The organism is Pigmentiphaga sp., assembly GCF_033795525.1.
Lineage (GTDB): Bacteria > Pseudomonadota > Gammaproteobacteria > Burkholderiales > Burkholderiaceae_B > Pigmentiphaga.
On the sequence record NZ_JARYGM010000001.1, the window covers coordinates 363121 to 382547 of the forward strand.

Genomic DNA, 19427 nt, shown 5'->3' on the forward strand with positions numbered 1-19427 from the left:
GGTTTCAATCGACGGGAATGGAGCAGGAGGCGGCCCGGCCGGCGCCCCCCCTGCCGCCCCAGTCTATCAGGGCAGGTCGAACAGCAGAACCTCGGCCGCGTTGCCGCCGTCGATGACGATACGCGCGTCATCTTCGACCGCGACGGCGTCACCGTCGGACAGCTCGGTGCCGTTCACGCGGACCGAGCCCCGCGCCACGTGCAACCACGCCCGGCGCCCCTCGGGCAGCGCGTATTCCGCGCGCTCGCCGCCATCGAAAAGGCCCACGTAGAGCCGTGCATCCTGGTGGATGGTGACCGAGCCCTCGGCGCCGTCCGGCGAAGCCACCAGACGCAGCTTGCCGCGCTTGTCGGCCTCGGGGAAATTGCGCTCTTCGTAGCTGGGCTCGACGCCCTTGCGGTCGGGCTGTATCCAGATCTGCAGCAAGTGGGTAGTACGGCCGGGGTCGGGATTGAACTCTGAGTGCATCACACCGGTTCCCGCGCTCATGCGTTGCACGTTGCCCGGGCGGATGATCGAACCGTTGCCCATGCTGTCCCGGTGCTCGACCGCGCCGTCCAGCACATAGGTAATGATTTCCATGTCGCGATGGCCGTGCGTGCCAAAGCCTCTCCCGGCGGCAATGCGGTCGTCGTTGATCACCCGCAGCGGGCCGAAACCCATGTGCGCGGGGTCGAAATAGTCCGCGAACGAAAACGTGTGGGCGCTCTGGAGCCAGCCGTGGTTGGCTTGGCCGCGTTCATGGCTGCGTCGAACGGTCAACATGATGTGCTCTCCTCGATGGCCCGCCCGGGACCGCGCCTCATGCGCGGCCAGCCTGTGGCAGGCCGTTTCCATGGATTGATTGTGGGCTACCCGGCGGCATATTTGTGTCGTATCCTTTGAGGAAACCATTCAAATTCATTGAACGACTTTTGCTCCATGCAAGCGCTTTCGCCGGAATCGCTCCAGATGATCGACGCCATCGCCCGGCATGGGAGTTTTGCGCGGGCGGCGCGCGAACTGGGCAAGGTGCCATCGGCCCTGACCTACTCGGTACGCAAGATCGAGGATGACCTGGACGCCCTGCTGTTCGACCGCAGCGGCCATCGCGCCCGCCTGACGCCGGCAGGCGAAGAGCTGCTCCGCGAAGGGCGCCCGCTGCTGGAAGCGTTCGAGGCCCTCGCCCAGCGCGTCCATCGCATCGCCACCGGCTGGGAAACCGAACTTTGCATTGCGGTCAACGGCGTGCTCAATTGCACGGCCCTGTTCGATCTGGTGGAGGATTTCGAAGCCTTGGGCACCGGCACCCGGCTGCGTTTCAGCTACGAGGTCCTCCAGGGCAATTGGGACGCATTGCTGTCGGGTCGGGCCGACATCGTCATCGGCGCCGACGCCGACGGCGCCCCGGCCGAGGGCTTCCAGTCGCGGGCCTTGGGCAACCTGCCATTCGTCTTTTGCGTCGCGCCGCATCACCCGCTGGCACGCGCCGAGGAACCGCTCAGCGCTGCCGAGATCGACCGCCATACGGCCGTCGTCGTGGCCGACACGGCGCGCCGCATCCCGGCGGGAACCAAGGGGCTGCTGTCTACGCAGCACACCATCACATTGCCCACCATGGAGCTCAAGGCCCGTGCCCAGGTCCGCGGCCTGGGCTGCGGCTACTTGCCCCGGTCCATGGCGGCCCCTTATCTGTCGCAAGGATTGCTGGTCGCGCGCAAGGTCGACGGCATAGACCTGAACGAGCGCCTGGTCTATGCCTGGCGGGCGCCCGCAGAAGGCCTGGCGCTGCAATGGCTGCTCAAGCGGCTGCAATCGTCACGGCTGCAAGCGGCGCTGCTATCGCATGCACACCCGCTCACCCCTGGTCTTACGGGGGCGTCATGATGCCCTACGCCGGCCGTTTCGCTCCCAGCCCCACCGGGCCGCTGCACCACGGGTCGCTAGTGGCCGCGCTGGCCAGCTATCTGGATGCACGCGCTCATGGCGGCCGCTGGCTGGTCCGCATCGAGGACCTCGACGCGCCACGCGTGGTGGAGGGAGCGGACCGCATCATCCTGGGCCAGTTGCGGGCGCTGGGGCTGCATTGGGATGGCGACGTGCTCTACCAATCGTCGCGCCACCATGCCTACCGGTCGGCCTTCGACCGGCTGCGCCGGGACGGCGCCGTCTATGCCTGCGGCTGCACCCGCAAGGAGATCGCCGACTCCATCCTGACTATCCGCGGCTACCTGCCGGCCGGTGAACTGCCCTATCCGGGCACCTGCCGCCAGGGACTGCATGGGCGGCCTGCCCGCGCGTGGCGCCTGCGCGTGCCACCCGGCACGGTGCGCGTCGCCGATCGCTGGATGGGGGAAATCGAGCAGGACGTAGCCACGCAAGTCGGCGACTTCGTGTTGTTTCGTGCCGACGGAATGTGGGCCTACCAATTGGCGGTGGTGGTTGACGATGCGGCCCAGGGCGTCACCGATGTGGTCCGGGGCGCCGACCTGGCGGGTTCCACCGCGCGGCAAAAAGTCCTGCAAGAACTGCTGGGCCTGCCCTCGCCGCGCTGGATGCACGTGCCGGTAGTGGTCAATGCCGAAGGCCAGAAACTATCGAAGCAGACGGGCGCCGCCGCCATCGACACGGCGCAGCCGCTGGACGCCTTGCAGGCGGCATGGCGCCACCTGGAATTCGAACCGCTGCGGGTGGAGGACGTACCGGCGTTCCTGGCCGAAGCAACCGGCCGCTGGGCCCGTCGATGGGCCATCGGCCGGGCCGGAAGCCGGAAGGCTTAGGAGGTGGTGCCGTTCTTCTTGCCGCCGCCCAGCAGGACCGCCAGGGGCCGCTTGGGCGCCGTACGCTGCGCGGCAGGCGAGCTGTCGCGCCGGGACCCGTCGGTGTCGTCGGACGGTACGTACGGCCGATAAAAGAAATCATCGACCGGTGCGGCCGGCGGTTCATAGCGGCGGCGCTCGCCGCGGCCACCCTGCGCGCGTGCAGGACGCTCGCTGCGGGACGACGACGATGTCAGCAGCGAGGCCGGCAAATCCAGCGTCCCCCGGGGAATCTCGCGCTTGATCAGTTTCTCGACATCCAGCAGAAACTTCTCTTCGTCGGGGGTGAACAGCGCGATGGCTTCGCCGCTCGCCCCGGCGCGCCCCGTGCGTCCGATCCGGTGCACGTAGTCCTCGGCGTTGTAGGGCAGGTCATAGTTGATGACACATGGCACGCCGGCCACGTCCAGGCCACGCGCGGCAACGTCGGTCGCCACCAGCACTTCCAGTTCGCCGGCCTTGAAGGCCTCGAGGGCCTTCATCCGGTCGCCCTGCGTCTTGTCGCCGTGAATGGACTCGGCCCGCACGCCGTCGCGCTCCAATTGGCGGGCGAGCCGGGCCGTTCCGATCTTGGTGTTCGAAAACACGATGACCTGCTTCAGGCCTCGTGATTTGACCAGGTGCACGACGGCGGCGCGCTTGGCGTCGCTGCTGAGCTTGTACGCGATCTGGGTGACGGTGTCGGCCGTGGCATTGCGCGCTGCCACTTCGATCTCGACCGGCTGGTTCAGATACGAGCGCCCGAGCTTGCGGATCTCGTTGCTGAAGGTGGCCGAGAACAGCAGCGTCTGGCGCTGCTGCGGCAGCAGGCGGATGATGCGCTCGAGATCCGGCAGGAAGCCCATGTCGAGCATCCGGTCGGCCTCGTCCAGCACCAGCATGCCCACCTGGCTGAGGTTGATGGTCTTCTGTTCGACGTGGTCGAGCAGCCGGCCTGGGGTCGCAATGAGCACTTCGCAGCCGCGCCGCACTTCCTGCTTCTGCGGGCCGATGTCGACGCCGCCGAACACGACGGCCGCGCGCAGGGGGGTGAACTGGCTATAGCGCTTGACGTTGTCGGCCACCTGGTCGGCCAGCTCGCGCGTGGGCGTCAGGATCAGCGCACGCACCGGATGCCGCGCAGGAGACGCGCTCTGGTTGGCCAACGGCATGAGCCGATGGAGTATGGGTAGAGTGAAGGCCGCGGTCTTTCCGGTTCCGGTTTGCGCAGCACCCATTACGTCGCGGCCGCTTATCACGACCGGAATCGCTTGTGCCTGGATAGGCGTCGGCGTCGTGTAGCCGGTCGCGGTGACCGCCTTCAGGAGGTCCGGGTGCAGGCCGAAATCGGCAAAAGAACTGGGCCCTGTTGCCGCTGTATCTGTCATGGTGGGCGGACCACCAATCCCGCAACACAATGATGCGAATCAATAGTCCAGAAAAATCAAAGACTTAGATTTTACCCCAAAAGTCCATCCCGCTACCAGGCAAAAATCCGCGCCGCTGCTGGGCGGGCCGCCGCCCAGCCATGATGTAATGACGCTCTCGCCTTATCCCATGCCTGCTCCGCCGCGCCATGCGCCTATCCGTCATCATCATTACGCGCAATGAAGCCCGCAACCTGGCCGAGTGCCTGGAGTCGGTCCGTTTTGCCGACGAAATCGTGGTCGTCGACTCGGGAAGCACCGACGACACGGTTGATATCGCGCGCCGCCACGGTGCCCGCGTAGAGATCACCACGGACTGGCCCGGGTTCGGGCCGCAAAAAAACCGCGCCCTGGATCTGGCAACCGGCGACTGGGTCCTGTCGCTGGATGCCGACGAACGGGTGACACCCGAACTGGCGGCGGCCATCGGACAGGCCCTGCGGTCCCCGGCGCACGATGCCTACGACATGCCCCGATTGTCCAGTTTCTGTGGCCGTTTCATCCGGCACAGCGGCTGGTGGCCAGACCGCGTCTTGCGGTTGTTCCGGCGCGGCACGGCACGATTCACCGACGATCTCGTGCACGAGAAAGTCGTTGCGGGGGGAAGCGTCGGGCACCTCACGCCCCACCTGTTGCACTACACGTATCCGGACCTGGACAGCGCCATCGCCAAGATGAACCGCTACTCCAGCGACAGTGCCCGGGCGCTGCGGGCGCGGGGCCGGCACGCCACCATCGGCACGGCGATAGGCCACGGCGCGTGGACCTTCGTGCGGCTGTACTTGTTCAAGCGCGGCTTCCTGGACGGGCGCCATGGATTCGTGCTGGCGGTAACCGCTGCTGCCGGCAGCTTCTACCGCTACGCGAAACTCAGCCTGGAATAGCGGCCGCGCGCCTGCATGACCATGCGCAAGATCATCCATTGCGATTGCGACTGCTTCTACGCCTCGATCGAAATGCGCGACGATCCGAGCCTGCGCGGGCGCCCGCTTGCAGTAGGCGGGCGGCCGGAAACCCGCGGCGTGGTGGCCACCTGCAATTACGAGGCACGCAAGTACGGCATTCATTCAGCCATGTCGTCGGCACGCGCGCTGCGGCTTTGCCCGGACCTGCTCATCATTCCGCCGGCCATGGAGAAATACCGCATCGCGTCGGCCCAGATCATGGCCATCTATCGCGACTACACCGACCTGGTCGAACCGCTGTCGCTGGATGAAGCCTACCTCGACGTCAGCGGCACCGATCGCCTGCATGGCAGCGCGACCCTCATCGCCCGCGAAATACGCCAGCGCGTGGCGCAAGCCGTGGGCATTACGGTGTCGGCCGGCGTGGCGCCCAGCAAATTCGTGGCCAAGATCGCCAGCGACTGGAACAAGCCGGATGGCTTGTTCGTCGTGCGTCCCGAAGATGTCGATGCGTTCGTGGCAGCCCTTCCCGTCTCCAAGCTGCACGGGGTGGGCAAGGTGACCGGCGCACGCCTGAAGACCCTGGGGGTGGAGACCTGCGCCGACCTGCGGACATGGGAGCTGGACCAGCTGCGCGATCATTTCGGGGTATTCGGCGAACGCCTCTACGACTTGTGCCGAGGCATCGACCACCGCGAGGTGTCGCCCTCGCGCGAGCGCAAATCAATCAGCGTCGAACAGACCTTTGCCGCCGACCTGCCTACCTTGGACGCCTGCCAGCAGTTGCTTGCCGGGATGCTCGACCAGCTCGACACACGCGTGCGCCGGGCCGATGCGCAGAACCAGATCCAGAAGCTGTTCGTGAAGCTGCGCTTTTCCGACTTCAGCCGCACGACCGCGGAAGGCCCCGGCACGGCGCTGGACGAAGAGCAATTCCGGCTCCTGCTGGCGACCGCCTTTCGCCGCAACCCACGGCCGGTTCGCCTGATGGGGCTGGGCACGAGGCTGGGATCCGTGGCCGGACAGCTTGCGCTGTTCGGCGGTCAGCCCGATGCACCGGTGCGAGAAACGGTATAGCCGGCATCCTCGATCAATTGCGCCACGCGCGCAGCATCATCGGCATGCTCGACCCGCACGACGCCGGTATCCAGATTGATATCGACGCTCGCCTGCGGATAGGCTGACTGGACGGCCTGCGTGACAGCCTTGACGCAATGGGCGCAACTCATGCCTTCTACCTGGAATTGCAACATGGCGGGACTCCTTTGTGGTGAGGCACCCAGTATGATCCTTGCCACAATAGGAGGGTCAAGCCCCTGCCGTTCGCCGGGCTTCGCCCGCCAGCCAGCGGGCCACGCCATGTCCAGCCCAACGGCCACTGGCCAGGCATGCGGTCAGCAGATAGCCGCCCGTCGGCGCTTCCCAGTCGAGCATCTCGCCCGCGCAGAAAACACCCGGCAACCGTACCAGCATGCCGCCGTCGTCGAGTTCGGCAAACGACACGCCGCCGGCGCTGCTGATCGCTTCTTCGATGGGCCGCGGGGCCCGCAGCGTGATCGGCAGCGACTTGATCCGGCTGGCCAGCCGGATGGGATCGTGGAAATCGGCAGCCGGCACGACTTCGCGCAGCAACCCTGCCTTCACGCCGTCGACCCGTACCCGCGCCCGCAAGTGGTTGGCCATCGACTTGGTACCACGGGGGCGCGCCAGCTCGGTGAGGACGCGGTCCAGGGACAAACCCGGGACAAGATCGAGATGGATGACGGCTTGGCCATCGCGCGCAATGGCATCCCGCAGTCGCGCCGACGCCGCATAGATCAAGCTGCCTTCGAGCCCATAATCCGAGACCACGAATTCGCCATTGCGGCGCCAGGCCCCTAGACCATCGGCGATGTCGAGCGTCACGGCACGCACGGGATGGCCGGCGAACCGGCTCTTGAAATGCGCGCTCCAGTCGACTTCGAAACCGCAATTGGCCGGCAACAGCGGCGCCACCTTCACCCCCCGCGCCTCTAGCCACGCCGCCCAGCGTCCATCCGATCCCAGCCGCGGCCAGCTCGCGCCGCCCAAGGCCAGCACCACGGCGTCGGGCCGGTTGACGACGCGGCCAGCCGGCGTCTCGAACGGCAAGGCGCCGTTCTCGTCCCAGCCCAGCCAGCGATGGCGCATATGCAGACGCACTCCCTGCGTCCGCAAGCGGTGAAGCCACGCGCGCAACAGCGGCGCGGCTTTCATTTCCTGGGGGAACACGCGGCCGGACGAGCCGACGAAGGTTTCGATGCCGAGCGCTTCGGCCCAAAGGCGCACGTCACGCGAACCGAAAGCTGCCAGCACGGGAGCAAGTTCGGTAGCCCGGTTGCCGTAGCGCGCCAGGAAGCGCTCGGGAGGTTCGGAGTGGGTGATGTTCAAGCCGCCGATGCCGGCGAGCAGGAATTTGCGGCCTGCCGATGGCATGGCGTCGTAGACGTCCACCGCGATGCCGGCCTGGGCAAGGACTTCGGCCGCCATCAGGCCCGCCGGTCCGGCCCCGACGACCGCTACCGCCGGCCTAGCTGCCATCGAGATGCGCCAGCATGGTTGACCGGTCCAGCGTCACAGATTGACGACCTTGCCCATGGCCTGCATTTTCTCGGGCGAATAATTCAGCAGCCTGGACAACTCCATGGCCGTACTGCGCACCTTGGCCACCAGCTCGTCGATACGATCTGGTTCGAAACGCGAAGAGGGAATCGTGGCGCCGAGCGCGGCCACGATACGTCCGGTCCCGTCGCGCACCGGCGCGGCAATAGTCGATACGCGCGCCTCGAAGAAGGCTTCCTGCAGCACATAGCCGCGCTGCCGATCTTTCTGGACCATCTCGTACAGCTCCTGCACGGTCGTGGGAGTGCTGGACGAATAGCTTTCCAGTTGGTCCTCGGGGAAGAGTTCGCGCAACGCATCCAGGCTCAGGTCTTCGAGAAGCACGCGTCCCAGGACCGTCGCGTGCGCCGGCAAGCGGGTACCGACATGGACCGAACTGGTGAAAGGCGTGGGCGCCGACGATTTGGCGACATAGACGATGGAGCGGCCGTCCCGCACCACCAGGTTGCAAGAGAAGCCGATGTCCCCCCTGAGCCGCTCCAGCAGCGGCGCGCCCAGCTCGGTAAGCTCCAGGGACGCCAGGTACTCGAAACCCAGCCGCAACACCGCCAGGCCGAGGCGGTAATCGTGCCCGCCTTCCGCACGCTGCACGAAGCCCATGGATTCGAGCGTCATCAGCAATCGGAATACGGTCGAGCGCGGCAAATTCAGCCGACGCGCCAGTTCGGGCGCCGACAGCTTTCGATCATGATGATTGAACTGCCCAAGCAGCAGCAGACCGCGTTCCAAGGCCGGCACCAGGTATTTATCCTGGGTGGCTTCCGTAATGTTCGCTTTGCTCATGTGTGACCGACTATCTACTCGTAGCTCGCGGACGGAATGATACCGGCCCGTAGCTGGCGGTGCCGGTCACACCGCGGCCTTTTTTCAATTCATCACGAATCCGCCGTTGACCGGGAGCAGCTGGCCAGTGACGAACCTGGCCAGGTCCGACAACGCGAACAACACCGATCCGCTCACATCCTCGGGCACCTGCTCGCGGCTGATGGCCCGCTGGTCGTGATACAGGCGATGCCTGGCCTCGGGCACGTACTCCGTCGCCTCGACCAGCGTCAGTCCCGGTGCGATGGCATTGACGGTGATGCCGTCGGTGCCGAACTCGCGTGCGAGGGACCGGGTCATTGCCACCACGGCGCCCTTGCTCGCCACGTAGGCCAGCAGGTTCGGCGCGCCCCACAGCGCGGTATCGGAAGCGAGGTTGACGATCGCCCCCCGCCCCGACTCCTTGAGCGCGGCGCGGCATGCCACCGACATGAGCCAGGTGCCGCGCACGTTCACCTGCATGACGCGGTCCCACACCTCCACTTCGAGCTGCTCCGCAGTGCGGCCGCCCGAATTGGTAATCGCGGCGTTGTTCACCAGGCCATCGAGCCCGCCCAGCGCCTGCACGGCCTGCTCGGCACAGCGCTGGACGGAAGCCGGGTCGGCCAAGTCCGCTTCGATGCCGGTAACGGGAAAGCCGCGCGCCTGCAGCGACTCGACAGACTGGCGCAGCGTGTCGGCCAGGATGTCGGCCATGGCGACCTTGGCGCCGGCCTGGCTCAACGCCACCGCGAACTCATAACCCAGCCCGCGCGCCGCGCCCGTGACCAGGATACGGCGGCCCTTCAGAAGATTGCCGATAATGCTTGAATCCAACATAGCTCCGTTGCCCTGCGCTTAAACCGTAGTGGTGGCCGCGCGAGGCAGATAGTGAAGTACGCGCTTTTCTGCCCAGACGACGCCTGCATAGGCGACGATCCCGATCAGGGTCAGCACGGCGATAGTGACGAATACAGCCGATGTGTTGCCTTGGCCCTCGCCGTCGACCAGCAGGAAGCCCAGGCCGAGGTTGCCGCCGACGAGTTCGCCCACGGTCACGCCGATGACCGCGAGGGTCGAGGCGATGCGCAGGCCAGAAAACAACGCGGGCAGCGCGGACGGAAACTCCACCAGGCGGAAGATCTGCCAGCGGCTGGCATTGAGAGTGCGAACCAGGTTGACCATGTCGGGGTCCACGGTCCGGACGGCCGACAGCACGTTGATCATGACCGGGAAGAACACGATCAGGATGGCCACCAGGATCTTGGGATAGATCGTATAGCCCAGCCACATCACGAACAGCGGCGCGAACGCCACCTTGGGCGCGATCTGCAGCGCGAGGATGTACGGCGACAGGATGGACTCGGTGGTGGGCGACAGGCCCAGCACGACGCCGACCATGAGCCCGAGCAGCGCACCCAGGATGAAGCCGACGATCACCTCGAACGCCGTGATGCCGCTATGCATGAGCAGATCGCTGTTCTGCCACATGCGCACCGCCTCTTCCGCCACACGGCTGAACTTGGGCAGGATGAACTCGGGCATATTGAGCAATCCCGGCCCCCATTCCCAGGCGGCCAGGAACACCACCAGCACCATGACGCTGCCGAAGACAGTGCCGGCGCGGCCGGAGAAGAACGGCCGGCGGGCGGCCTTGGCGCCCCCCGCCGTTGCCACGGGCGCCGCTTCGTTGGAAACAGATACAGCCATTACCTATCAACCCCGATGAACTGGTTGGTATAGAGGTCGTTCAAGGGCGAAGCCTTGGAAACGATGCCTTCCGAAACGTAGAACTTCTGCACCTCGGCCAGCCGGTCGGCATCCATCTGGCCCAGCACTTTCTGGTCCGCGTAGACGTACTTGTTGTAGAGCCGCAGGATGCGCTCGAGGCGCTCTTCCTTGCCCTTGAACGCCGGCACGGCCTGCGCATAGACGGCAGCGGCCTCCTTCGGATCTTTCATGACGTCCTGCAGGCCGCGCAGGGTGGCGCGCACCAGGCGCTTGACCAGATCCGGATTCTTCTTGATCGTCTCGTCGGACGCCAGGATGGCCTGGGCCATGCTCTTAAAGCCGTTGGGCACGTTCAGGTAATGGACATTGCCGTTGGTCGCTTCGTCGGCATCCACCAGCCAGTCCGGCGTGGCGGCCATGCCGTCGGACTTGCCGGCGGCGAACAACTGCCATACGCCGGCCGGTCCGGCAGCCTGGATGGAGAGATCGCTCTTGCCGAGGTTGTATTTCTTGAGCGTGCCCAGCAGCGCATAGTAGGTCGTATCGCTGTAGGAAATCACCGTGACGGTCTTGCCCTTGAGGTCGGATACCGACTTGATCGGCCCGTCCTTCTTGACCGCCAGCGCCGACAGCGACCCGGCACCCAGCACCGCGACCGCCTTCACCGGCACCCCGTTGGCCCGGACGATGATGGGCGTATCGCCGATGGCACCGCCGATCACCGCGTTGCCCGCGCCGATCTGCTTGGCGACGTCGACCCCGCCCTTGCCGAGCACGAAATTGACCTTGATGTTCTCGTCGGCGTAGTAGCCCTTCTGCTGCGCGATCATCCACGGGGCGAAGGCCGGCAGCGTGGGAGGCGCGGGCAGCAGGTAGTTCACTTCTTCGGGAGCAGCGTGGGCTGCCAGCGGCGACGCCACGGCTACGGCAACGGCGGCCAACTTGAAGCTGAAGGAGACCAGAGCTTGTTTCATAGGGCTTCCTGTGAGTATGGCGCCCATGGGCGCAACGTGCGTGAGGGGGTAAGGGAACGACTCAATGCAACTCGGCAGTTTCCTTGCCGACTTTCAGCAACTCCATCAAACGGCCCTGCAGCGGGCCGAGTTCGGGCAACTTGCGTCGTTCCAGCGGGTTTTCGCGCAAGGGCAGGTCGACGATGATTTCCTCGATGATCGTTCCGGGGCGCTCGCTCATGACCAGCAGCCGGTCGGACAGCGCAATGGCCTCGACCAGATCGTGAGTAATGAAGAGCGCCGTCTTGCGCTTTTCGTACAGCATCTTGGCGAGGTCCTGCTGCAGGACCATCTTGGTCTGCGCGTCCAGCGCCGAGAAAGGCTCGTCCAGCAGCAGCACCTGGGGGTCGACGGCCAGCGTCCGCGCCAGTGCGGCCCGTTGACGCATACCGCCCGACAACTGGTAGGGGTAGTGTTCCTCGAATCCCTTGAGGTGGCACTTGGCCAGCAGCTCGTCGGCCACCGCCTTGCGCTCGCGCGCCGGCTTGCCCTCGATTTCCAGGCCCAGCTCCACATTGGCGCGGATGGTGCGCCAGGGCATGAGCAGGTCCTTCTGCAGCATGAAGGCGACTTTGCGTACGGGCTTGGTCACCCGCTCGCCACCCACGTAGACTTCGCCCTCGCTGGGCAGGTACAGGCCCGCCCCCATGTTCAACAAGGTGCTTTTGCCACAACCGGACGGCCCGATGATGGAAACCACCTCGCCGCTGCGGATGGTCAGGTTGACATCGGACACCGCCGCCAGGGGCTCGCCCGTCTGGCGGTCCAGGAAGCGCTTGCCGACCTTGCGGAACTCGATTTCATTCATCTTGCGGAGCCTGTAAAAACCGAGGTTTTATTCAATGACGGGCACGCAGGCGTGACTGCTGGCCGGCGATACGATAGCGTGGGTCGATCGCTGCCTGCTCTACAGTTGCCGTCTTAAATACGAAACCTCATCTCATATACGGAACAATGCGAAAAATATAGCGCCTCGGTTTAGGAGACGCGACTGGGGTTAACCACTAGAAGAACCAAGCAAGCAGCGGGCCAGCACGAGCCCCGCAGGGAACAGAAGTAGAAGAACGCCCCGTATCCAACCAGGGCGGACCCGTTTCCTGCCATTTTTTTGCACCATAACGGTGCGAAAAACAGGACGACGTCTTGCGTCGGCTACCGGACCAGTTCCAGGAATTCTGCCCGGGTGGAGGGATTCTCCCGGAAGGCCCCGAGCATGACCGAACTGACCATGGACGAGTTCTGCTTTTCCACCCCGCGCATCATCATGCACATGTGCTGGGCCTCGATGACCACGGCAACGCCCAGCGCATCGGTGACCTCCTGCACGGCCTCGGCAATCTGCAGGCACAGGTTCTCCTGGATCTGCAGCCGGCGCGCGTACATATCGACGATGCGCGCCACCTTCGACAGGCCCAGCACCTTGCCGTTCGGCAGGTAAGCAACGTGCGCCTTGCCGATGAAAGGCAGCATGTGGTGCTCGCAAAGCGAATACAACTCGATGTTCTTCACCAGCACCATTTCGTTGGTGTCCGAGGAGAACAAGGCGCCGTTGACGATTTCCTCGAGCTTCTGCGAATAGCCCTGGCAAAGGTACTTCATGGCCTTGGCGACCCGCTTGGGGGTATCGCGCAAGCCCTCGCGATTCGGATCTTCGCCGAGCTTTTCTAGTATGGATGCGTAATGTTGTTCGAGCGACATGAAGGCTCCTGGTGCGTGTCCGGGAAACGGCGGCGCAAGCCGGCCGGGCGGCGGAACGCCGGCATGAAAGGCGTGAGGATACCCCATCGCCCATGCTGTCCCGGTCAAAACGCCCCGCCGGCGAAGGCTGCGGGGCTCAACAATAAGGTTCGGGCAATCGCTCGACGGTGGCGCGCCGGCCGGTCAGCCGCTCCAGCCGGCGCGCCACCGCCGCTGGATCGCCGCTGGTGAAAAAGCTTACGCCGCCTTCGCCTGCAACGCGAGCCAGTCCCAGGGTCAGCAGCAATCGCTGTAACTGCCGCGCAAAGGGCAGCCCGGTCTCGAGCACCGGGACGTCGGGTCCGATGTGCCGCCGGATCGCCTCGATAAGAAAAGGGAAATGCGTGCATCCCAGGACCAGCACGTCGGCACCGCGCCTGTGCAAATCCTCGAGCGGCTCAGCCACCAGCCGATCGGCGTGCGCCGGCCAGCCGCCCTCCTCCACCAGAGTGACCCAGCCTGGGCAGGGTTTGAGCAGTACCTGCACGTCGGCGGCCTGGCGCCGGACCAGTGCGTGGAAGCGGTCGCTGAGCAGCGTACCGGAGGTGGCCAGCACCCCGATGATGCCGGAACGCGTCAACCGGGCAGCCGGCTTGACCGCCGGTTCGATGCCCACGATGGGCAGCCCGGGGTGGCGCGCACGCAAGGCCTCGATGGCCGCAGCCGTGGCGGTATTGCAGGGGATCGCGACCGCCTTGGCGCCACAGGACAGGAAATACTCGGTGATGCGCAGCGCGCGTTCGACGATATAAGCCTGCGGTCTTTCACCATAGGGCAGATGCCCGGTATCGGCAACGTACAACAGGTGTTCGCGCGGCAACTGGCCACGGATCGCAGCCAGGGTGCTGACGCCCCCGATCCCGGAGTCGAAGACGCCTACCGGTCCCCCGGCGGCAAGACGGGACGCAGCCATGCCGGCTCAGGAGGAGGCGAGTTTCAGGCCGACGATGCCGGCGACGATCAGGCCTAGGCTGACCAGGCGTCCGGCGTTGGCGGCCTCGCCGAACAGCACGATGCCGAGCAACGCCGTGCCGACCGCCCCGACGCCTACCCACACCGCGTACGCCGTGCCGACCGGCAAGGACTTCATCGCCACGCCTAGCAGCACGACGCTGGCGACCATCGCCGCAACCGTCCAGACCGACGGCCACAACCGTGAGAACCCTTCCGTGTATTTCAGGCCGATGGCCCAGCCGATTTCCAGCATGCCCGCGATGACCAAGAGAACCCAGGCCATGTTTTTCTATTCCTTGCGCGTGGGGCCGTCCCCATTCGTCATCGAGCGGCGAGGCCGTCCTCGCATCGTTCTACGGGCGCTAGTTTAGCAAGCGCGCAAGCCTCGGGGCGAGCAGGCAAGCGCCGCACCGACGCACCAAGCAAGGGCAATCCAGCCGGGCAATCCTCCCCATAAAAGTGCAAAAACACGTTTACAATCGCCCGTTTCCCCGACGAAACGCACCAAAAACGCAATTTATTGCACACATTAGGTGCAACACCAACCGTTGGGCGCGACAGGCAGGACCGATATCCCTGGCATTTACCGGAGCCGACATTGAAGCACGCCAGCCTAGACAGCTTTCTTTCATACGTAACCGCCCGCGATCCGCACCAGCCCGAGTTTCTGCAGGCAGTGCGGGAAGTCATGACCAGCCTCTGGCCCTTCCTGCAAAAGCATCCCCGCTACGCCGAACACGGTCTGCTCGAGCGGCTGGTGGAGTCCGAGCGCGTCATCCAGTTCCGGGTGTGCTGGGTGGACGACCAGGGCCGGACCCGGGTCAACCGGGGCTTCCGCGTCCAACACAACTCCGCCATCGGGCCCTACAAAGGTGGCATGCGCCTGCACCCGTCGGTGAACCTCTCCATCCTGCGCTTTCTCGCGTTCGAGCAGACCTTCAAGAATTCGCTCACCACGCTCCCCATGGGCGGCGGCAAAGGCGGTGCCGACTTCGACCCCAAGGGCAAGAGCGATGGAGAAGTGATGCGCTTTTGCCAGGCGCTGATGCTGGAGCTTTATCGCCACCTCGGTCCCGATACCGACGTGCCGGCCGGCGACATCGGGGTAGGCGCGCGCGAAGTCGGTTTCATGGCGGGAATGATGAAAAAGCTGTCCAACAGCGCGGCGGCGGTCTTCACAGGCAAGGGACTGGCCTTCGGCGGCAGCCTGATGCGGCCGGAGGCGACCGGCTACGGCACCATTTACTTCGCGGAACAGATGCTGCATCGCCGGGCCGAGAGCTTCGACGGCAAGACCGTGTCGATTTCCGGCTCGGGCAATGTCGCGCAATACGCAGCGGAGAAGGCGCTCGACCTCGGCGCCCGGGTCGTCAGCCTGTCCGATTCGGACGGTACGCTCTACGTGCCCGAAGGCATCGGCGCTGAAATGCTCAAGGAAATCATGGATCTCAAGAATGTGCAGCGCGGACGGCTATCCGACTTCGCAGCCCGCCGCAAGCTGGCGTTCGAGGCCGGCAAGCGGCCCTGGCACATCCCTGTCGATATTGCCCTGCCCTGCGCCACCCAGAATGAACTCGACGAAAAGGATGCCGAGACCCTGGTCCGCAACGGCGTACAGTGCGTAGCCGAAGGCGCGAACATGCCCGCCACCCTCGAAGCCGTCGAAGTCTTTACGCGGGCCGGAACGCTCTATGCGCCCGGCAAGGCCAGCAATGCGGGCGGCGTGGCCGTGTCCGGCCTGGAAATGGCGCAGAATTCGCAGCGGCTGTCCTGGCACCACGCCGAAGTGGACGAAAAGCTGCGCGCCATCATGAAAGACATACACGAGAACTGCGTGCGCCACGGCAGCCGTCCCGACGGGACGGTCAACTATGTAGACGGCGCCAACATCGCCGGCTTCGTCAAGGTGGCCGACGCCATGCTCGCACAAGGCGTCTATTAGGACTCCCCTCGCCTGCGCTACGGCGCAGGCGCCCCTCTACGCCACCGCTTTGGGCGGCGCCTCTTCCCTCAGCCACTCGCGCCAGATCGCCACCAACAGCGCCATCAATACGGGCCCGACGAACAGGCCGACCAGGCCCATGGTCTGCACGCCGCCGACCAGCCCCACGAAAGTAGGCAGGAAGGGCAGCTTGACCGGCCCGCCTACCAGCCTCGGGCGCAACGTCTTGTCCACGATGAAAAGCTCCACCGTGCCCCAGGCGAAGAGTCCGATGCCGGCCACCAGCTTGCCGGAACCGATCAAGTACAGCGACACCATGGTGAACGCCAGCGGCGCGCCGCCCGGCACCAAGGCCATGAACCCCGTGATCAGGCCGAGCAGCGCCGGCGACGGCACACCCGCGATCCAGTAGGCCGTGCCCAGCACGACCGCCTCGCCGATGGCAATCAGCCCCATGCCTGTTACCGTGGCGCTGATGGTGGCCGGCACCACGCGCGAGAGACGGGTCCAGCGCATGGGCAGTACGCGTTCGCCGACCGTGTCCAGCTGCGCGACCATCCTATGCCCGTCCTTGTAGACAAAGAACAGGATGATCAGCATGAACAGGACGGTCAGGGCAATATGGAACACATTGCCGGTCGTCGACAACACGATGCGGTAGATATTGCCCAGGTGCTCGCCGCTGACGAGCTGTACCCATGAACCGAGCGCATGCGGCTCCGACAGATGCTCGGCCCAATATCCCGCGAGCCGCTCGCCGACCAGCGGCAACCCGCTTACCCACTGCGGGACCGGCAGGCCGTCCCGGTTGGCTTCCAGCAGCCAGCGGATCAGATTGCTCGCCTCCTCGATGGCGTAGGACAAGGCAAAGGCGAAAGGCACGATCAGGCCCACCACGATGACCAGCAACGCGCCGCTGGCCGCGAGCACCGTACGGCCGCCGCAGACGCGGACCCATCGCCGGTACAAAGGCCAGCTCGCAAGGCCGATGATCAATGCCGCGAGGCCGGGGACGAGAAACCCGCTGAAAAAATAAGCCCCGGCCACCAACATCAGGATCAACAACCAACGAGCAACCAGGCGTGCGGAGAAGACAGGAGGCGTCATGAGATCAGCTGTGAACGGAAGGACGGAAATCGCCGCCGACAACTGTACCAGCTACCCTGGCCACTGCGGGGAACGGCGGCCGTCAACGACCTCCTTTTTCCCAGGGCGGCAGGAGACGCGCTTTATCGAAGTCCACCTGGCCCGGGGCGAGCCGTCGCTATTGCGCTGAGCGGCCGCCCCGCTGCCGTTAGCCGCCCTGCCGGCGCTGGCCGATCACTGCCTCGGCTACCTGGCGCGGTACCTCGGCATAGTGCTTGAACTCCATGGTGTAGGTCGCGCGTCCTTGGGTCAACGAGCGCAAGGTGGTCGAGTAGCCGAACATCTCCGCCAGCGGCACTTCTGCACGCACCAGCTTGCCGCCGCCTCCGGCGATATCTTCCATGCCCTGCACCATGCCCCGCCGGGAGGAAAGATCGCCCATCACATTGCCCATGAAGTCCTCCGGCGTTTCCACTTCGACGCTCATCATGGGCTCCAGCAAGACCGGGTTGGCGCGCCGCATGGCCTCCTTGAACGCCATCGAGCCGGCCATGCGGAACGCGTTCTCGCTGGAATCGACATCGTGATAGGAACCGAAGGTCAGCGTCACTTTCACGTCCACCACGGGATAACCGGCCAACACGCCTGACGTCAGGGTATCCTGGATGCCCTTGTCCACCGCGGGAATGAATTCGCGCGGCACGACGCCGCCCTTGATGGCGTCGACGAACTCATAACCGGTTCCTGGAGGCTGCGCCTCCAACGTGATCACTACGTGGCCGTACTGGCCGCGGCCGCCCGACTGCTTGATGAACTTGCCTTCGACGTCGCGCACCATGGACCGCACGGTTTCGCGGTAGGCCACCTGCGGCTTGCCGACCGTGGCTTCGACGCCGAATTCGCGCTTCATGCGGTCGACCAGGATTTCAAGATGCAGTTCGCCCATGCCGGAAATAATGGTCTGGCCGGACTCCTCGTCGGTATGCACGCGAAACGACGGATCCTCTTGCGCCAGCCGGTTCAGCGCCATGCCCATCTTCTCCTGGTCCACCTGGGTCTTGGGCTCGACCGCCTGGGAAATGACGGGCTCCGGAAACACCATGCGCTCCAGGATGATCGGATGGTCCGGGTCGCACAGCGTATCACCGGTAGTTGCTTCCTTCAGGCCCACGGCCGCGGCAATGTCGCCGGCATAGACTTCCTTGATCTCGCGGCGCTCGTTCGCGTGCATCTGCACGATGCGGCCCAGCCGCTCGCGCTTGCCCTTCAGAGGATTGAAGACCGTATCGCCCGATTGCACCATGCCCGAATACACCCGAAAGAAGATCAGCTGCCCCACGAACGGGTCGGTCATGATCTTGAAGGCCAGCGCCGAGAACGGCTCGCCGTCCGCGGGATGGCGCTCGATCTCGTGCTCGTGCTGGTCCACCCCCTTGATCGCCGGCACGTCCGCCGGGGATGGCAGGTAGTCGATGACGGCGTCGAGCATCGCTTGCACGCCCTTGTTCTTGAACGCGCTGCCGCACAGCATGGGGACGATCTCGCCGGCGACGGTGCGCTTGCGCAAGCCGCGCTTGATCTCATCCTCGGTGAGGGCGACACCGTTCAAATACTTGTCCATCAGTTCGTCATCGGCCTCCGCCGCCTCGGCCACCATCTTGTCGCGCCACTCCTCGGCAGTCGCCAGCAGGTCGGCCGGAATGTCGCGGTACTCGAAGCGCACTCCCTGCGTCGCCTCGTCCCAGATGATGGCTTTCATCTTGACCAGGTCCACCACGCCTTCGAAATGGTCCTCGGCGCCGACCGGGACCTGGATGGGGACGGCCCGGCCTTTCAGGCGCTCGACGATTTGCCGCTGTACCCGGAAAAAATCCGCGCCGACGCGGTCCATTTTGTTGACGAACGCAATCCGCGGCACGTGGTACTTGTTGGCCTGGCGCCAGACCGTTTCGGATTGCGGCTGCACGCCGCCCACCGAGTCATAGACCATGCAGGCGCCGTCGAGCACCCGCATGGAGCGCTCGACCTCGATGGTGAAGTCCACGTGCCCGGGCGTATCGATGATGTTGATGCGGTGCTCGGGATAGTTACCGGCCATGCCTTTCCAGAAGGCGGTCGTGGCGGCGGACGTGATGGTAATGCCGCGTTCCTGTTCCTGTTCCATCCAGTCCATGGTGGCGTTGCCGTCGTGGACTTCGCCGATTTTGTGGTTGACCCCGGTGTAGAACAGGATGCGCTCGGTCGTGGTGGTCTTGCCGGCATCGATGTGAGCGCTGATGCCGATGTTCCTGTAACGCTCGATGGGGGTCTTGCGGGTCATGGCTGTCTCGTCGAAAGGTTGGGGAACCGGAACCGCGAGCGCACCGGCTGCTTCGAACCGGCATGTCACCTAGTTTGCACCGAATCGGGCCGGC

Annotated in this window: 19 protein-coding genes; 5 read left to right on the forward strand and 14 right to left on the reverse strand. The window is 65.0% G+C overall.

The genetic code is table 11. From position 1 onward, the window contains the following. Positions 1–66 precede the first annotated feature (66 nt). On the reverse strand, positions 67–765 hold the full coding sequence (locus QHC78_RS01760; protein WP_319742160.1) for a pirin family protein: 699 nt from the start codon (positions 763–765) through the stop codon (positions 67–69). A 156-nt stretch (positions 766–921) separates the two neighbouring features. Between QHC78_RS01760 and QHC78_RS01765 the strand changes: the two genes are divergently transcribed. After that, complete coding sequence (locus QHC78_RS01765; protein WP_319742161.1) at positions 922–1866, forward strand: LysR family transcriptional regulator; 945 nt, start codon at positions 922–924, stop codon at positions 1864–1866. Next, positions 1866–2759, forward strand: coding sequence for a tRNA glutamyl-Q(34) synthetase GluQRS (gene gluQRS / locus QHC78_RS01770; RefSeq protein ID WP_319742722.1), 894 nt, complete (start codon positions 1866–1868; stop codon positions 2757–2759). Before QHC78_RS01765 ends, gluQRS begins: the two co-directional genes overlap by 1 nt. On the opposite strand, the gene QHC78_RS01775 is transcribed toward gluQRS, so the two are convergent. After that, positions 2756–4165: a DEAD/DEAH box helicase gene (locus QHC78_RS01775; RefSeq protein WP_319742162.1), complete on the reverse strand. Its 1410-nt coding sequence runs from the start codon at positions 4163–4165 to the stop codon at positions 2756–2758. The two genes, gluQRS and QHC78_RS01775, sit on opposite strands and share 4 nt — an antisense overlap. Positions 4166–4353: 188 nt before the next feature. Here QHC78_RS01775 and QHC78_RS01780 point away from each other — a divergent pair, with 188 nt between their 5' ends. Both QHC78_RS01780 and dinB read left to right on the forward strand, forming a co-directional pair. Continuing rightward, entirely contained in the window at positions 4354–5088 is a 735-nt protein-coding gene (locus tag QHC78_RS01780) for a glycosyltransferase family 2 protein (RefSeq protein ID WP_319742163.1), read from the forward strand. A gap of 15 nt (positions 5089–5103) precedes the next feature. Then, positions 5104–6186 (forward strand): DNA polymerase IV, encoded by a 1083-nt coding sequence (gene dinB, locus QHC78_RS01785; protein WP_495886033.1) that lies wholly within the window; start codon positions 5104–5106, stop codon positions 6184–6186. On the opposite strand, the gene QHC78_RS01790 is transcribed toward dinB, so the two are convergent. The 10 genes from QHC78_RS01790 to sugE all read right to left on the reverse strand — a co-directional run bounded on the left by QHC78_RS01790 (position 6153) and on the right by sugE (position 14268). Further along, positions 6153–6362 (reverse strand): heavy-metal-associated domain-containing protein, encoded by a 210-nt coding sequence (locus QHC78_RS01790; RefSeq protein ID WP_319742164.1) that lies wholly within the window; start codon positions 6360–6362, stop codon positions 6153–6155. The genes dinB and QHC78_RS01790 overlap by 34 nt on opposite strands. A 55-nt stretch (positions 6363–6417) precedes the next feature. Next, on the reverse strand, positions 6418–7668 hold the full coding sequence (locus tag QHC78_RS01795; RefSeq protein WP_319742165.1) for a TIGR03862 family flavoprotein: 1251 nt from the start codon (positions 7666–7668) through the stop codon (positions 6418–6420). Positions 7669–7701: 33 nt separating this feature from the next. Then, a complete protein-coding gene (locus QHC78_RS01800; protein WP_319742166.1) occupies positions 7702–8532 on the reverse strand; it encodes an IclR family transcriptional regulator in 831 nt (276 codons plus the stop codon). An 84-nt stretch (positions 8533–8616) separates the two neighbouring features. Continuing rightward, positions 8617–9390: an SDR family oxidoreductase gene (locus QHC78_RS01805; protein ID WP_319742167.1), complete on the reverse strand. Its 774-nt coding sequence runs from the start codon at positions 9388–9390 to the stop codon at positions 8617–8619. A gap of 18 nt (positions 9391–9408) precedes the next feature. Then, positions 9409–10260 carry an ABC transporter permease gene (locus QHC78_RS01810; protein WP_413816393.1) on the reverse strand — a complete coding sequence of 284 codons (852 nt, stop codon included), beginning with the start codon at positions 10258–10260 and terminating at the stop codon, positions 9409–9411. Beyond that, positions 10260–11255: an ABC transporter substrate-binding protein gene (locus QHC78_RS01815; RefSeq protein ID WP_319742168.1), complete on the reverse strand. Its 996-nt coding sequence runs from the start codon at positions 11253–11255 to the stop codon at positions 10260–10262. The genes QHC78_RS01810 and QHC78_RS01815 overlap by 1 nt, the downstream gene beginning before the upstream one ends. A 61-nt stretch (positions 11256–11316) precedes the next feature. Then, on the reverse strand, positions 11317–12102 hold the full coding sequence (locus QHC78_RS01820; RefSeq protein ID WP_319742169.1) for an ABC transporter ATP-binding protein: 786 nt from the start codon (positions 12100–12102) through the stop codon (positions 11317–11319). Between the two features lie 344 nt (positions 12103–12446). Continuing rightward, complete coding sequence (folE, locus tag QHC78_RS01825; RefSeq protein ID WP_319742170.1) at positions 12447–12992, reverse strand: GTP cyclohydrolase I FolE; 546 nt, start codon at positions 12990–12992, stop codon at positions 12447–12449. Between the two features lie 136 nt (positions 12993–13128). Continuing rightward, a complete protein-coding gene (gene murI, locus QHC78_RS01830; protein ID WP_319742171.1) occupies positions 13129–13944 on the reverse strand; it encodes a glutamate racemase in 816 nt (271 codons plus the stop codon). Between the two features lie 6 nt (positions 13945–13950). Beyond that, on the reverse strand, positions 13951–14268 hold the full coding sequence (gene sugE / locus QHC78_RS01835) for a quaternary ammonium compound efflux SMR transporter SugE (protein WP_319742172.1): 318 nt from the start codon (positions 14266–14268) through the stop codon (positions 13951–13953). Between the two features lie 315 nt (positions 14269–14583). Here sugE and gdhA point away from each other — a divergent pair, with 315 nt between their 5' ends. After that, positions 14584–15927: an NADP-specific glutamate dehydrogenase gene (gene gdhA, locus QHC78_RS01840; protein WP_319742173.1), complete on the forward strand. Its 1344-nt coding sequence runs from the start codon at positions 14584–14586 to the stop codon at positions 15925–15927. A gap of 36 nt (positions 15928–15963) precedes the next feature. On the opposite strand, the gene QHC78_RS01845 is transcribed toward gdhA, so the two are convergent. Further along, on the reverse strand, positions 15964–17034 hold the full coding sequence (locus tag QHC78_RS01845) for an AI-2E family transporter (RefSeq protein ID WP_319742174.1): 1071 nt from the start codon (positions 17032–17034) through the stop codon (positions 15964–15966). 187 nt (positions 17035–17221) lie between these two features. Beyond that, positions 17222–19333, reverse strand: a complete 2112-nt coding sequence (fusA, locus tag QHC78_RS01850; protein ID WP_319742175.1) for an elongation factor G — start codon at positions 19331–19333, stop codon at positions 17222–17224. Positions 19334–19427 lie beyond the last annotated feature (94 nt).